Origin of the sequence: Pedobacter fastidiosus, from assembly GCF_014306625.1 — a bacterium.
GTDB classification, from domain to species: Bacteria; Bacteroidota; Bacteroidia; order Sphingobacteriales; family Sphingobacteriaceae; genus Pedobacter; species Pedobacter fastidiosus.
On the sequence record NZ_JACRYL010000040.1, the window covers coordinates 1 to 14,690 of the forward strand.

General features: G+C 41.4%; 10 protein-coding genes. 5 read left to right on the forward strand and 5 right to left on the reverse strand.

Annotated elements, in window-relative coordinates; all coding sequences use genetic code 11:
* Positions 1 to 420 precede the first annotated feature (420 nt).
* The 3 genes from H7U22_RS22465 to H7U22_RS22935 form a co-directional block, all read right to left on the reverse strand.
* A complete protein-coding gene (locus H7U22_RS22465; RefSeq protein ID WP_187073587.1) occupies positions 421 to 675 on the reverse strand; it encodes a hypothetical protein in 255 nt (84 codons plus the stop codon).
* Between the two features lie 590 nt (positions 676 to 1,265).
* A complete protein-coding gene (locus tag H7U22_RS22470; RefSeq protein WP_187073588.1) occupies positions 1,266 to 1,739 on the reverse strand; it encodes a YybH family protein in 474 nt (157 codons plus the stop codon).
* Positions 1,740 to 2,257: 518 nt separating this feature from the next.
* Complete coding sequence (locus H7U22_RS22935; RefSeq protein WP_222621939.1) at positions 2,258 to 2,809, reverse strand: hypothetical protein; 552 nt, start codon at positions 2,807 to 2,809, stop codon at positions 2,258 to 2,260.
* Between the two features lie 2,190 nt (positions 2,810 to 4,999).
* On the opposite strand from H7U22_RS22935, the gene H7U22_RS22480 reads away from it, so the two are divergent.
* Together H7U22_RS22480 and H7U22_RS22485 are read left to right on the forward strand one after the other, a co-directional pair.
* Complete coding sequence (locus H7U22_RS22480; protein ID WP_187073589.1) at positions 5,000 to 9,493, forward strand: PAS domain S-box protein; 4,494 nt, start codon at positions 5,000 to 5,002, stop codon at positions 9,491 to 9,493.
* Positions 9,490 to 9,885 carry a response regulator gene (locus tag H7U22_RS22485; protein WP_187073590.1) on the forward strand — a complete coding sequence of 132 codons (396 nt, stop codon included), beginning with the start codon at positions 9,490 to 9,492 and terminating at the stop codon, positions 9,883 to 9,885. The genes H7U22_RS22480 and H7U22_RS22485 overlap by 4 nt, the downstream gene beginning before the upstream one ends.
* A gap of 196 nt (positions 9,886 to 10,081) precedes the next feature.
* On the opposite strand, the gene H7U22_RS22490 is transcribed toward H7U22_RS22485, so the two are convergent.
* On the reverse strand, positions 10,082 to 10,324 hold the full coding sequence (locus tag H7U22_RS22490; RefSeq protein ID WP_187073591.1) for a hypothetical protein: 243 nt from the start codon (positions 10,322 to 10,324) through the stop codon (positions 10,082 to 10,084).
* 1,141 nt (positions 10,325 to 11,465) lie between these two features.
* Between H7U22_RS22490 and H7U22_RS22495 the strand changes: the two genes are divergently transcribed.
* The 3 genes from H7U22_RS22495 to H7U22_RS22505 are packed head-to-tail and all read left to right on the forward strand — an operon-like array spanning position 11,466 to position 13,210.
* Positions 11,466 to 11,783: a hypothetical protein gene (locus H7U22_RS22495; protein ID WP_187073592.1), complete on the forward strand. Its 318-nt coding sequence runs from the start codon at positions 11,466 to 11,468 to the stop codon at positions 11,781 to 11,783.
* On the forward strand, positions 11,776 to 13,068 hold the full coding sequence (locus H7U22_RS22500) for a hypothetical protein (RefSeq protein ID WP_187073593.1): 1,293 nt from the start codon (positions 11,776 to 11,778) through the stop codon (positions 13,066 to 13,068). The genes H7U22_RS22495 and H7U22_RS22500 overlap by 8 nt, the downstream gene beginning before the upstream one ends.
* Complete coding sequence (locus tag H7U22_RS22505) at positions 13,055 to 13,210, forward strand: hypothetical protein (RefSeq protein WP_222621940.1); 156 nt, start codon at positions 13,055 to 13,057, stop codon at positions 13,208 to 13,210. The genes H7U22_RS22500 and H7U22_RS22505 overlap by 14 nt, the downstream gene beginning before the upstream one ends.
* 731 nt (positions 13,211 to 13,941) lie before the next feature.
* Here the strand turns inward: H7U22_RS22505 and H7U22_RS22510 are convergent.
* On the reverse strand, positions 13,942 to 14,690 hold a 749-nt coding region (locus tag H7U22_RS22510; RefSeq protein ID WP_222621941.1), incomplete at its 5' end, for a nucleotidyl transferase AbiEii/AbiGii toxin family protein.

Consider the following 14,690-nt stretch of genomic DNA (forward strand, 5'->3'; position numbering starts at 1 on the left):
CAATGGTGTGGACAACGCCCTGGCGGCCAAATTGGGTCGTTTGCTGGAAAGTTGTGATTTTCTGCAGGAACTTAATACATAGCGAATAAATCGGCATTGTAATCACTACGTAACAGGCGACCTCAATGGCACCTTTATGCACGGCGCTGGTATAGCAATATTCTTAACTTAATTCTTTCTTTAACGCTGCAAGTACCAATACTAGCGGAATAATGGAGTAGGGATAATTACAAATAACATAGGAGGCAGTGCAGCTTAAATCGTATTTTAAAACAACAAGCCCTATCCGAGCATCAATACCACCATAGTAAGAATAAACCAAGCAACTCCTTTATAAAGGGGTGTGCTGAAATACTAGGTAGGTTGCTTTCATGAGTAATGATCTTGTAAAATACGTGTAATCCATTAATTAATCTATTTTCACAACATTTGGGGGTTCCAGTTGTTGCTATTACAATCGGTCATAATATTAATCGCGCTTAGATCCGTGAGAAAAATATCAGGAATATTGGCCAAAACTACCACCTGATCAATCAGCTCCTTATCATTATAGGCGATCGCCACAAACCTGAAACCTTTATCTTCCAACATTTTGACTACATCGTCACGAAACCATCTTTGATCTTCAGCATAGCCAATTGTTGTTGCAGAATTATCTGGATTTTCATCAATCATGGTGCAAATTTTAGTTGAATAAAATAACAAAACGGCCTGAAAAATGCACATGGATTCGAAAAAAACCAGCGAAAAAGGATCCCGTAATAAAGACAAACGGTTTCTGCTCCTTATCTATGTTAAACGATGAAGCTCAAATAAGCATGTTCCCCTTTTGAGATGCAGGAACTCTTTTGACTTTTTTAAAGTATTGTTTTCCCATCACTGAGCGAAACTGCCATCTGTCTGCCTGCCATTTTTGGCTTTGTCCGAAAATTAAGTGTCGTTGATTGATTTTTCCGTTGCAGACGCCTTTTCTTAATCATCCTGCCAACGGCTGATGCCCATGGACAGATGTATGTTTACGAATCCCTAAGATAAAAAAGGGCCTTAACCATCAGGTGCCCCCTAGTAAGTATGAGGGGCGGTACATCATGAAAGCTGAATTTCAGATCAAGGTAGGTGATCAACTATATAATGCAAAGGTCGGCGACAGCGTTATGGCCCCAGCGGTTTGCCACATGCTTTTACCAAAGCAGGCGACGAGGCTTCTCGCCAAAAATAGTTAATGCAATGTCAGAAAACAAAAGCAAATAATAGTAGGTTGGTTCTCATCTGATTCCTTTTTCTAATTTTGAGTTTTGACCTGCCAGTATCTTCCAGACTCCATCGCGCCTGATCAGAACAATCATCCTGCGAAACTCAAATGTCTGCCCCGGAAAACGCTCATCTCCGTCAAGTGCCGTCCGTACGTGGGCTATTGCTAAATTTGAGCTGGCATAGTTGATATCTTCAACGGCCCTGGTGTAGTAATGAGTTGCTTTAAAGTAGGTATTGTGTACCACCTGGTAATGGAACTCTATATCATCACGACCTTTGTAATAAGCCCCAAACCAGTTTACCCAGGTGGCATCATTAGTATAATTTGCCGCCAGTCCATTAGGGTCATGACGGTTCCACGCAACTTCGTAATTTTTAATGAGCTTCCTAATGGCGGTGTTTTCTTTGATCGTATCAGGTTGCTGCGCTGCAACTTTAATCGACCCCAACAGGACGAACAAAACAAAAAGGGATATCTTTCTCATTTCTTTTTTAATTATGAACTTTGTAACTGCAAAGCATTCTGGTAAACCGGTTCTGCGCTTACAATATAGTTAACGCAATTCAGAATAAGAAACGCTAACGGCAACCTATTTGAAGATGTAGCTGAAAGCATTTATCCCCGAACCATTTAATGTTATGATAAACAGTCAAATTTTTCTCATATTGATAGGTCAGGGCTTCGTTAGGTAAACTGCCATAGATCCGGGTGCTGTGATCATTTTCCCGAAAACTTGACTGGGTTGTTTAACTTAATTGCGCAGGGATCAGCCCAAAAGCCGAGCTTATCCTGATTATATGTGGATAAACGTAGGCGATTGACCCCACCTCGCCGAAAATTAATTTGCATTAAATCATCAACTATCCTGCTATTATGCATTTGGCGATACGAGGTCAAATAAATTGAATTTTTCACCAGAGTTTATGTTCCTGAAGGGTTAGTCTCTGCATATTTCGATTTCCGCTTATAATTGGCTAATACAAAAACGGTAAATCCAAGAAGCTAGGCCGAAAATAGTACGATGAAAAAAATCTCTCTGATGGATGAATGAAAGTATTCGGGCTGATAAGACAACCGATTCAAGTTATTTATTTTTTCAAACAATGCATTTCTATCTAAATTATTCCTGATAACGTTTAGCTGCTCATGATTTTTATCCCTAAAATAAAAGACATCCTGGGTCAGGGCTACCGGATTAATGGAAGATTCTATGTAGTATTTTTTCAACAGTGTATCTAGCTTTTTAAAGGACTGAAGTAAAGAATCTTTATTTAGTTTATTAAAGAGCTCATATCGTTCAATAGCATTTTGCCGCTGTTGTTCTGCGACAGTCTGATCGTTAAGGGGGCTGATCAACCTATTGTTTTCGAGAAAAATGCAAATTTCATCGTCATATTGCGGATTGATTTCAGACCCTTTAAATATAATTACAGTACTGTCCTTTCTATTCGTTTTTAAGATAATTCTTTTCTGTAATTCTTTCTCATCAGACCCCAGCAGTTTACAGGCAGAGTTGGTCTCGGTTTTTAATTTCTCATACCTAGAGGTAAGCATTTTTAAGGTGTCTATGCTGTAATATGTGGATTGCAAACTAAAATATTCCTTATTTGTCGGGTCGCAAAAAAAAATGTGTCCTTTACCTCAACTACCGGATAAGGTTTTGGGTAAAGAATATTGGTCACATTAAATAATGTTTCTGACTTGTAGGAGTTGTATGGATATAAAAAGGGATTCAAACCATTTAACAATGTTTTTTCCGCATTAAAGTTTTTCTCGGATAATTTTTGCCTTCATCCCGAAACTATAACTCATAAAGAAGGTTAATGAAAAGAAAACGATTGGAAGCAGGATTGCCCCAGTTTTTATCAGATTTGGCAAGGCTAATCGCTGCTTGGAATGATTCCATACCAGTAAAATAAGAACAGTCAGTAAAAATAAGCCGGTTACAAAGAAGTGTGAAATAGATACGTCGTCGTAGAACTTGAAACGATGGAACTCTGTGTAGATATTTATATCTCTTAGGCCTATAAACTTAAAATAACCATATATAAAGTAGGCTAGGTGTATTAGCGCAAGTAAGAAAACAGATTTTAGAAGAAACTTTTTTAGATGATGGCTCATGTTTTTTAATGCACATTATGGTAGCTGACGTTTTTTGGTTTGATAAGTGAAACTTTTCCAAAACTTAATCTGAAACATTTTACGCTGAGTGTTCGATAACTCTTGTTATGACCTAACTTCTCTTTTTGCTATGGTAAAGTATTCAATTTAAACCTAAATTGCGCTAAAATAGTTGTAAGCAGTTTACCATGTACATCTTTTAAATAACTTTTGTGAAGTTTTCTTGTTACTGGAGTTTTAATAACAGGCGAGTTTTTTTAATTTTTGGTTCCATTCACAGTTTCTTTTAATTCTAAGTGATAACTCTAGGTATTCTTATTAGCCTGGTATTTGTGAACTTTAATAAAAATTGCATGAAGTTCTTCAACTATATTCCACTCTGATATTCTGAGTATTAAAAAGGACCGTTTTTTGATACGGATTTGCAAAAGAATGATTGGTGTGTAGATGAAAATGGTATCAAGGGGCTTTATAAATTGCGGTAATTATTTAATTTGTTTATTCGCCCAACAAGCTCAAGTAAAATCAACTTAAATTACCGCCTCGATTTTGGGCTTGATTTAAACTTGCTGAGGAGAAATGGATATATCAATGTATTTGAACCCTCTTCGCCAATTTAACAACAAAATGATTTCTAGGCTTTTAAGGCAAATTAATTTTGGTCAGAGGAAGTCAATCAGCTCTGTTTATCCGGATTTGGCGATACACTGTCAGACAAATTGAATTTCATGATATACCTACTTGTCAGATTCTTAACTCCAAGTAATTCGAGAAAGAATGCAAGTTTCGGGTTAACATATAATTACCTCGGAATTAATAAGGGCAATCAAAAATCCCATGCTACGTAGACGGCTCAATATTATTCGTACAAGAGAAACTGGCTTTTCACCAAATAATTGCTTAATGAATTAATAACCTTACAGCAAGCTAAAATGGGATTTCAATCTGACAAGAGCGATTTACTTGTAAACCAGTCGGGAATTACGATTTTTTTTTGGATCTTCCCGAATGTTAAGACAAGAATACAACTCGAATGGAACTTTAAAATTAAATTTGAATTTAGAAACGAAAGCTTTTTTTACATGTTTAAAGAGGTCCAGAACAATGGCTCGACGCTATCTTGCTTATTATAATCTTGAGAAGAGCGGAAGAATTAGTATAACACTTTTAGGCAAATTAATATTTATCAATTAATCTTTAAAGAAAACGGTAAACAAGTTTGATTTTATTAACCCGCCTCAATTTCCTGCTGACTTTGCTGGTGGGCTGCCAAAAGATCGAGCTCAATTTATGGCGCATTCGCAGGTTTTTACAGCAGATACTGTTTTTCACACAAAAGTCCTGCGACCAGCTTGGTATGGAAAAACCGATTATCTGAGACCCCATCGCCAAATCCATAACGCTAAGATAATTAATGATTTAATTCAAATCTAGTTTCTGGCGAGAAGGGGTCGACCGGTTATGGTTTTTCCACTCTATCTCTGCGAACTGGAAGTTAAAATACTCATTCAACACCAAAATAATGCAACAGCTATTCGTTTTTATCTTAAATTTAGGCGTGTTTTTTTATATCCGCTATGTTTGTCAACAGATTCTCAAAACAGTTTTGAATTTATGGATACCATGTCAACAACAAATGATCTTCCGGGAATGCAGTTAATTTCAAAAATGCTGGATACGATCGGCTTTCCGGCGTTGCTGCTTAAGGTAGAGGGCGGCGCTGTCACAATTGAATTGATAAACCGGCAATTCCGGGGAATGGCCAAAGAATGGAGACTTTTAAAGCGCGTTGTCAGCCTACGTAAATTTTACGCATCAGAAGAAAATTACCGAATAGTGCTTGCAGGGATTATTTTTGCGGCAAAGAATGAGTCAATGTTTTCCAGGGATATGAACCTCGAGACAGAAGTACGCCTTGGGACAAATCTACGGTACTGCGTCGAGAACACTTTTTTGCTCGCTGAGGGCAAGATAGCATACGTCCAGCATGTTCTCAAACCGGTCGAGAATAAAACAAAGGTAAAATCAAGTCTATCGGATTGCGATACGCTGAAGACTCATATACTCGAAAATACTGATGAATCCTTTATACTGCTTGACCGGAAATTTAATATTGTTGACTTCAGCAGGAGAAGCAAATACCTGATCGGGAAATATTTTAACTTCGAGCTTGAAAAAGGGAGACCAATCCTTGGTTATGCGTTAAAAGAAGAGCGGTCCGCTGTTCTCGGCCGGTACAAAAGGGTATTGGATGGAGAAACTCAATATTCAGAGATGGAAATTTTGGCCGGGAAAAACCTGACAGAAAAAATTTCGATCGTTTATAAGCCCCTAATGGGCGAGAGCGGGCAGGTTGAGGGCATTTTCATATCAGCAACCAATATTGCCGAAAAAACAGCGATGCAGCTTGCCCTTGACAGCCAGGCTCTCGAGCTGTCGCTGATCTACAACCACCTTTCTGAGACTGTATTTCTCGTTTCCGTTGAGGATAACAAAAGGTTCAGGTTTACCTCCGTCAACTGGGCATTTCTAGAGAATACTGGGCTGGCTATGGAGGAGGTGATCGGACATTACCTCGAGGAAGTCATTCCCGAACCATATCTCCAGGCTGCTCTCGCCCAGTACCGGCTGGCGATAAAAACCAAGGAAAGCGTTAGCCGGGAAGAAACAGCAGCGTATCCCTCCGGCAAAAGGGTGTCGGTCATTACCCTCACGCCCTACTGTGACAGCTCAGGCAGATGCACAAAAATCATCGGCTCTATCCAGGACATCACCGCCCGGGTGCTGATTGAAAGGGAACAAAAAGAGACCCTGGAAAAGATGGAGCGAATTCTGGACTCCTCACCCGATGTAATCTGTACGATAGACGGGCAGGGGTTTTTCAGGGGCGCGAGCGCTGCTGCCCGGCGGATCTGGGGATATGCCCCAGAGTTTTTAAAAGAAAAACAGGTTGCCGATTTCGTGGACATCAAAGATTTGGGTAACACCGCTACGTTTCTGCAAAAAGTATTGCTGGGAGAAAACACAACCAGTTTTGAGAATGGTATGATCCACAAAGACGGTTCTGTAGTCCCAATGATATGGTCGGCGAACTGGAATCCGTCAGAAAAGCTGATATACTGTACGGTAAGGGAGGCGAGCGAAAAAATGATGACGGAGAAGCTTCTCGTCCAGAGCGAAAAGCGTTTCAGGGCACTGGTCCACGACGGCTCGGATATGATTGCCATTCTGGACGATACTGCCAACTATCTATACGTAAGTCCGTCTTCAAAATCCGTCCTGGATTTTGAGCCAGAGATTTTTATTGGTAGGAATGCTTTCGAATTTATTCACCCCGAAGATATTGAACGTGCAAACAAAGAGTTCGCGACTGTCGCCGGACAGAGGAAGGTATCACTGAGTCCCTTCAGGTTCCTGCACAACAACGGTTCGTGGAGGTGGGTTCAGACGGTCATAACCGACCTTCGCGATGCTCCCGCGGTGAGGGGGTATGTTTCGAACTCCAGAGACGTTACCGAGATGGTGGAGGCCCAGAAGGACATTGAGATCAGCCATGAACGCTACAGATATGTTGGCAAAGCCACCTCGGATGCGGTATGGGATTGGGACATTGCCAGCGGATCTGTGTTCTGGGGGGAAGGTTTTCTGAAACTTTTCGGTTATTCTGAGGATACCCTGAATTCGGATATCCATATCTGGAACAGGAGAATCCATGCACTCGATGTCGATCGCGTGCAGCAAAAACTCGAAGGCTTTCTGGCCTCAGGAGAAGCAAACTTGAGAGACGACTACAGGTTTTTAAAAGCGGACGGAACCTATGCCCATGTGGTGGACAAAGGGTTCGTCATCAGGGATTCAAAAGGTATGCCATTAAGAATGATCGGGGCATTACAGGATATTACGCTGCGCAAAAAGGAAGAGGCCCGCCTCCGTATCCTTGAGTCGGTGGTAACCAATACAATTGATGCGGTGCTTGTCGCAGAGATATGGCCGACCGGTGAGTTTACGACCAGAATTATTGTGGTCAACAGCGCATTCGAACAGCTGACAGGTTATTCTGCAAGTGAGGTTGAAGGACGCAGTCCGTGGTTTCTGCAAGGATCGGGCTCAGACCGGTCAGAACTTAGAAGATTAATCGACAGCATAGGCAATAATAAACCCTATAAGGGTACCATTGTAAATTACAGGAAAGACGGGGGTCAGATATGGGTGAGCTATTCCGTTACCCCGGTAGCGGACCAGATCGGAAATTATACCCATTGGGTAGCCATCTTACGCGATGTGAGCGAACAGAAAAAACAAGAGCATAAACAGTTACTCCTTGCAGATATAACAAATATTTTCAACAGGGACAAGGGGCTGAAAGAAACGGTCTCGGCCGTGGTAGGCATAATAGCAGATTTTAGCCGGGCCGGCTTTGCGGCACTGTGGACAGTTCACCCGATGAGCAGTATGCTCGATCTGGAGGCTTATTATATTGTCGATGACCCGACCAGAAATACTGCGGGTGATGCGCTGTCGCTGGATTTCGGCAGGCAGTATGCCCTTCAGATACAAAACAATGTGAAGGAGGGATTCTGGAAAATTTCGGAACAGCGCGAAACACGCAATGCGGCCGGAATTAAATCCGTGCACGGATTTCCGCTTCACCACCACCGAACCCTGATCGGGGTTCTGCTCATCGGAACGATGAAACCGGCAGATCCAAAACAGCAGATCCTTCCCGACCTGCTTGGAAAACATCTGGGCACAGAGCTGCACCGCAAGAAGCTTGAACAGGATCTTAACCATATTTTCCGCCTCGCACCGGACATTATCTCGATAACGGATTTTGCCGGCAACTTCAAAAAGCTCAATCCCGCGGCTTCCAGAATCCTGGGGTATAGCATGGAGGAACTTCTCTCCAGGCCCTTTAGTGATTTCCTGCATCCCGATGAAAGAGAGGAAACGATCGTCCTGCTTCACGGTCTTCGAAAAAGCGGGAAGTCCTATTATATAGAGGAGCACTACACCACCTCAGATGGCAGAAGCAAATGGCTGGCGTGGACCTCACAGCCCCTTGAAGACGAACAGCTGGTCTATTCCGTAGCCAAGGACATCACCGAAAAGAAAGAACTTGAAGAGCTGCTGCTGAGCACCAACAGCCTTGCACGAATCGGAAGCTGGGAGCTCAGTTTTCCCGAGAGAATAATAACATGGTCTGCCATTACCAGAGAAATCCTGAATGCTAAAATGGATTACGTTCCGGACGCCGAGTGTCCGCTCGGAGAATTTTACCCGCAGGCTGCAATGGAAATGATGGAGGACCGCATCTGGACCTGCATTCAAACCGGCATTCCATGGGATGAGGTTTTACAGGTCCGCAAAGTCTCGGGCGAGCTCAAGTGGGTCAGAAGCATCGGCGGCGCCGAACGTATACAGGGAAAATGCCTGAGGCTTTTTGGGAGTCTCCAGGATATAGACCTTCAGAAGCACGCAGAGATTTCGGCTTCGGATGCACGGGCAGACCTTGAGGAATCAGAAAGGAGATACAGTGCATTATTCCACTTAAGCCCTTTGCCGATGTGGGTGTACGATTTTGAGACGCTCGAATTTTTGGACGTAAACCAGACGGCGTTGAGCCATTATGGGTATACAAAGGAAGAGTTTCTTTCGATGACCATAAGGCAAATCAGGCCTGCCGAGGATATCAGGCTGCTTGAAAAAACGATAAAGAAAACAAGGAAACAGGATAATACAATATTTCAGGGTACGTTCGAACATATCAAGAAAAACGGTGAAATTATCCAGGTGGAGGTCAAAAGCAATACGATCATATTCAAGGGAACCAAGGCAAAGGTTATAATCGCGAGCGACATCACCGAACGGCTCAGGCACTTCGCGGCAATCGAGACGAGAAACGAGCGGCTTCGGGAGGTGGCTTGGATCCAGTCGCACAAAGTCCGTGCCCCACTTGCCAGGCTTATGGGACTTGTAAATATGATCACCGAAAAACAAAGAAGCGAACCGGAAGTCAAAAGAATATTGAACTACATCTGCAGCTCAGCAGATGAGCTGGACCAGGTTATAAGGGAAATTGTCATAAGGTCAGAAGAACTCGATAAGCCGGATTTATGAAGGAAAAAAAAATTTTAATTATAGATGACGATCCGATCATTCTGTTTATGCACCAGAGCATTCTGGAGGATATCAGTCCCGGGGGAGAGATTATCTGTCTTGAGAACGGGAAGGTTGCCTATGAATATATCGTTAAAAATCAGCATGCAGAACTTCTGTTGCTTTTGGACATCAACATGCCTGTTATGAACGGGTGGGCGCTTTTGGAACTGCTAGTTAAAACTCCCGAATGCAAACGGATATCAGTGGTTCTGGTCACCTCGTCCGTCAACGAGTCAGACCGAATCCGGGCATCAGCATATCCCATGGTAGTCAAAGTGCTGTTCAAGCCGTTAAGGGAAAAGGATCTACTTGAATTGTCAGCAGATAAACGAATCAGGTTATTCTTTTAAGATATAAATTCGCAATAATTGACGGTATCTCAAATCGGAAATTAAAACTTAGAGCGGTTCCCTAACATTCACTGCAGATCCTGGTACAGGAAATACGTATCAGAAAATTTTGAGCGGGCCTAATGGCCAGATCGGCATAATAGTGATAAACAGTTATCGCCGCAAATTTTCTGGATCATAATATAGCCGGGCATGATCACACCTTTCCAGAAAGCTGATCGAGTTCCTGTTCTGCGTTCACAATCATTTTTCTGCGAACCTGATCAAAAGTGAGGGGACTGGAAAGTGCCATAATGATGTTATGGATATTATCCTGTGCGGCACCCTGCGCTATGTCATCGAAATCCTTTACCACTTTGTAAGAATTCATGTCACCAAAACCGCAAAGCTCCTTTACTTTTTTTAAAAAATTCTTGAGCTCGTTAGCTTTCCTATCCATGACCCAAAGCTATCAAAATTACTAATAAATCATACGCTTTTTCATGCTTTTTTGGTAAAAAAGAAAATTTTATAAAAAGGTATGCCCAAACCCATACCGTACCTGGCGGGTGATGGCCATACGTCTACTTATTTTGCTTAAATTTCGCGCTATTATCTTCTTTCGGTACTGGAAAACGCAGATTTTCGGGTCAGAAAAATAATTGTGACCAATTCCAGTTTCCTCAGTGGTTACGAATATGCAATTGAGTTAATACCGGTACTACTATGAACCGTGAGCAATTTTGTTTTATACTTAGGTTGGTAAAAATGAACAAGATGAACAGAACACGGGAATTTTAGTTTATGCCGTGTTCACTCGTTAGCAACCGATATTTCAATAATTATTGCGGGAACGCTATTCGATTTTATCTAAAAGCGGGCATTTAGTGGCATGGGTATTGCTGCCTGTCAGCTTTATACCTGAGCTGACTTATGAGCCCTATAAAAATCTTCTGCACAATATTGGTCATAACATTTTTCCCGGGCGTCAGTATACCCAAACGGGATGTCTGATTGCAGACGGCAGTGGTGGCGAAAGGCTTTTTTTTGTTGCCCACCCGGACGGCAATCCTGCGCATTACACCTCCACCGGCACCAATACAAATTACATTGTCTTAAACACCGGACCGTACAACTGTACGAATTATAGTACCAGTACGTTCGCAACGAACCTAGGATCGGTGGGGATGGCATGTACCGTTCTGCAGAACACAGGGCAGGTTACCTATAACAATGGTGTCGTCATAAACGGTTATACGGTTTACCACTGTGGGCTGGATAATTATCTGTGGCTTCTGGGTGCACTATTGGGATGGATGAGCTTTACGTTTATTCGAGAGCATTTTCGGAGCACATAATCTGGTTTCGTTTTTCGCCTCAAAATATGCAGTATTTATTATGGTGGAGATGCAATAGAAAGCCGAACATCCATCGTGCACTCTGGGCAGTGGTCAAAATAAGGTCCTGCACTGAGGATCGACGCATTACCTTACAGAAATACACTACTGACAGGAATATCTAGAAATTTCTCCGCAAGAAAATATTTCTCCGTCACCTCAGCCATCAAGGACAGTTGATGACGGATCCATATAAACAAATTCATGAAAGCTTTTATCTGTAGATCTTTTCATCATTTGGGCAGGCTACTGGATATCTGTGCATGTTTCTCGGAGCAGCCGAGAGCGCTTTTACTTGGAACGCCAGAAAACAGAAGGCTTTTTGAGAAGCTCATGAATAGTTACAGTCATGCCAGGCATAAGGATAATTTCAATGTCGAGATGGGCGATGCTGATAAGCTATATAGCCTGGTTCATCATTTTTCAATTCTCGCCAAAGATCTTTGTGATAAAAAGATCAATCTTTTAACTGTTGAATTTGAAGAGGCGGAAGCAGAGAAAGGAGAAACTGACAATGGCTGATGAAACTATGCTTTCCGGAAAACCTAAGTCCCAGTTCTATAAACTTCCGTTTGATAAGAATACCCGTATATTGAGGTTAAATGTTTTGGAGTTACATACAGAACTTCGAGCCGGGAACCGGCCATATTACATGGTTGAGAGAAAGGTGCTTTCATTTAAGAAAGGGATATCGACAATCAGGGTAAAGCTCGAAAATGAGCCACCTGTAAAAGTTTACTTAAAGGTCGAGTATGATCATTTACTAGTTAGCTGCAATATTGATACGGATGAAAATTATCTAGGAAGATATGCCTACCGTACTTTGAGGGCGATGTTATGGAATGATTTTCATGACTTTGAGGAGTATTATTGGCCGGAATGCTTCAGTGAAGCAACCGGAAGATCCAGATATCTTGAAGTAATCTGTGATAGGTATGGAGTAGACATCAGGCTTAAAAAAGAATTTAAGGGTTTTTTCAGGCCAGATGATTATTTCGTGCACATATCCCAGCGGAAGGCATTGAAGAGAAAGTATGCGAACGATGGTTTAGCTACTTTAAACCAGGAGTACCTTGTTGGTTATTGCCTTGCAAATACCGATTCTGTCAGGTTCCATTCCAACCATTATCCATTTCTGATACCGTATAGCTTTACCCTAAATGCGGATAATAAGACTGTAAAATCTTTTACGGGTTTTCTTTTCGAAGAAGAGGATGGTTTTGAGCAACATGAACTGTCCGCAAATCAAACTGAGCTGAAAAGCATCTGCTACGAAATGAAGAAAATTGCAAGGATTCAGTTCAGGGAATATGGAGACAGTGATGAACGTTCTGAAGAAATAGACGATCTCAATTCCAGCAATAAAAGTAAGATTTTTGAACTTTTCAATAAAGCACTCCCAATGCTATCGATGGAGCCGTTTACACATTACCTGTTTACCTATGGGCTGAGAAATATTCAGAAGAGACCTATGAAAAAGGATATGCAGGTTGCCAGATTCTCAGGTGAAGTACCCCGTTTAAATTTTTCACTTAGTGATAAGGATGATTATTATGAGCTTAAATTGAGGTTCAAGGTGGGAGGAAAAGTTCAGCTTTTTTGCGAGGATAGGATTGCAATGTTTTTCATCTGTTCGTCTTCGAACCCCACTGTTTTGTATCTATTGGAATGCGAAACGGATTCTAGGGTAGTTCTGTTTTTTAGTCGTAAAAATTTTAAGATTCAAATCCCTAAGGGTTATTATAAGGAGCATTTCGAACCGTATGTAGATGAAATCAAAAAACAGTATGAGCTTGAAATCAAATAGAAATAGTGACATGGAAGAAATTAAAAAACTACTCGATTATCAACCTTCATGGCTTTCTGATGAAGAAATTGAAAATGCGGATTCTGAAATGGAATACTTTTTCGTCAACTTCCCATTGCATGAGGCAAGGGCAAATTTATAGGAACTGTATAAAGATTGGGTACATTTGGAAGCTGAATCTCCGGAAGGAGAAGAAATGACTGATATGCTTTTCTTCTGTAACCAGATGATCAGCTTCCTGAACTTTTCTTATATAGTAACCAGGCAGAAATTAAAAAAATGAGAAAATAACAAAAAGCAAAAGTATTAGTAGGAGTTGCTTTCTGTTATCAATAAGTTTTTTTAATCTACTATTGCGAAAGCCGGCCCTCCCGCATTTTCGGCCTGTGAAAGCCCAATCACTACCCCGGCAATTTCACTTTGGTATATACGGAAATGCAATTCCGCCTCTAGGTACTATAGCTCATCCGGTTTGAAACAGATCCTATTTCATTTGGGGGCAGGTGTCTCCTTTATCGCTAATAGCTCATCAAGATATTGAAAAACAATTTCCATGTTCTTATCTTGGTTTTTCAGCTTGTTCTTTATCTTTTCTATCTCCAGACGAATTTGGCTATTATTAGCTACCATACTCCTAAGTCGTGCAAATATGCGGATGAATTAAATGCTCACATTGATGGCAGGTTATCACAAATTGTGATAACCTTTGAACAATCCCTTTGTGCAAGAGCAAGCCCTTAGGATTTGCTAGAAAAATATCTTCTTCGCTAGTGAAGCTGTCCAAGTATTTTTTTCCGCAAAGCCTTGTCATTAAAATGGATTATCCTTAGCCGCTTTGTTTCCTGAAATGATTGGAGCGGTACATTCGCTAACTTAGCGACCCATTCCTCTGCCTTGATCATTTTTATTGTCATTTTTTTTCTCTTTCAGCTTGCGGTAAAGTTCCCTGCTTTCCTGTAGATTGGTATACGCCCTTACTGCTTTTGAAATACTTCCATGCACATCCTGCCATTTTAGCTTACTATCCATCAGTTTTACAGGGACGTTAAAGTCAATATCATTGTGGTGCATTAGGGACGACTTAGCGGTGTTGGGATCCACATTAGGGTATTTTTGGCAGTAGAAACTAACAATTTCCTCTAAGGATAATTCCTTTAGTAGATAATGTATATCGATAAAATCCTTTATCCTTTGTCCGCTATTGACAATAGCATTAATCTTCATTGCCGATATATCCTCATTCGACATCATCCTAATTTCCTTTATGTTTTCGATAGGTTTGATAGATGGATATTTATGCGAAATAAAATCAAAATCCACCTCTCCAATGCTTCCGCTGGCGTAGTTGAACTTGTGACGTTTTACATCCGCACCATAATTGTTTCGCAGATATTCGGCAAGTTCATTGCCATCGAAATCCGAAGAACTGAACAGGTCAATGTCTATGGATTCCCTATGCCCAATCCTCAGCGACAGTGCGGTGCCGCCTACAAGGTAAAATGAGTTGAGCTGATAGTCTTTCATCAGCTTATGGATCAGATCCAGTGTCCCTGGTTTAACTGTTTCTTTGTGTAACATCTGAGTTTTTCTTTGCTCAACTGAAAATATTCGCAAACGGCATC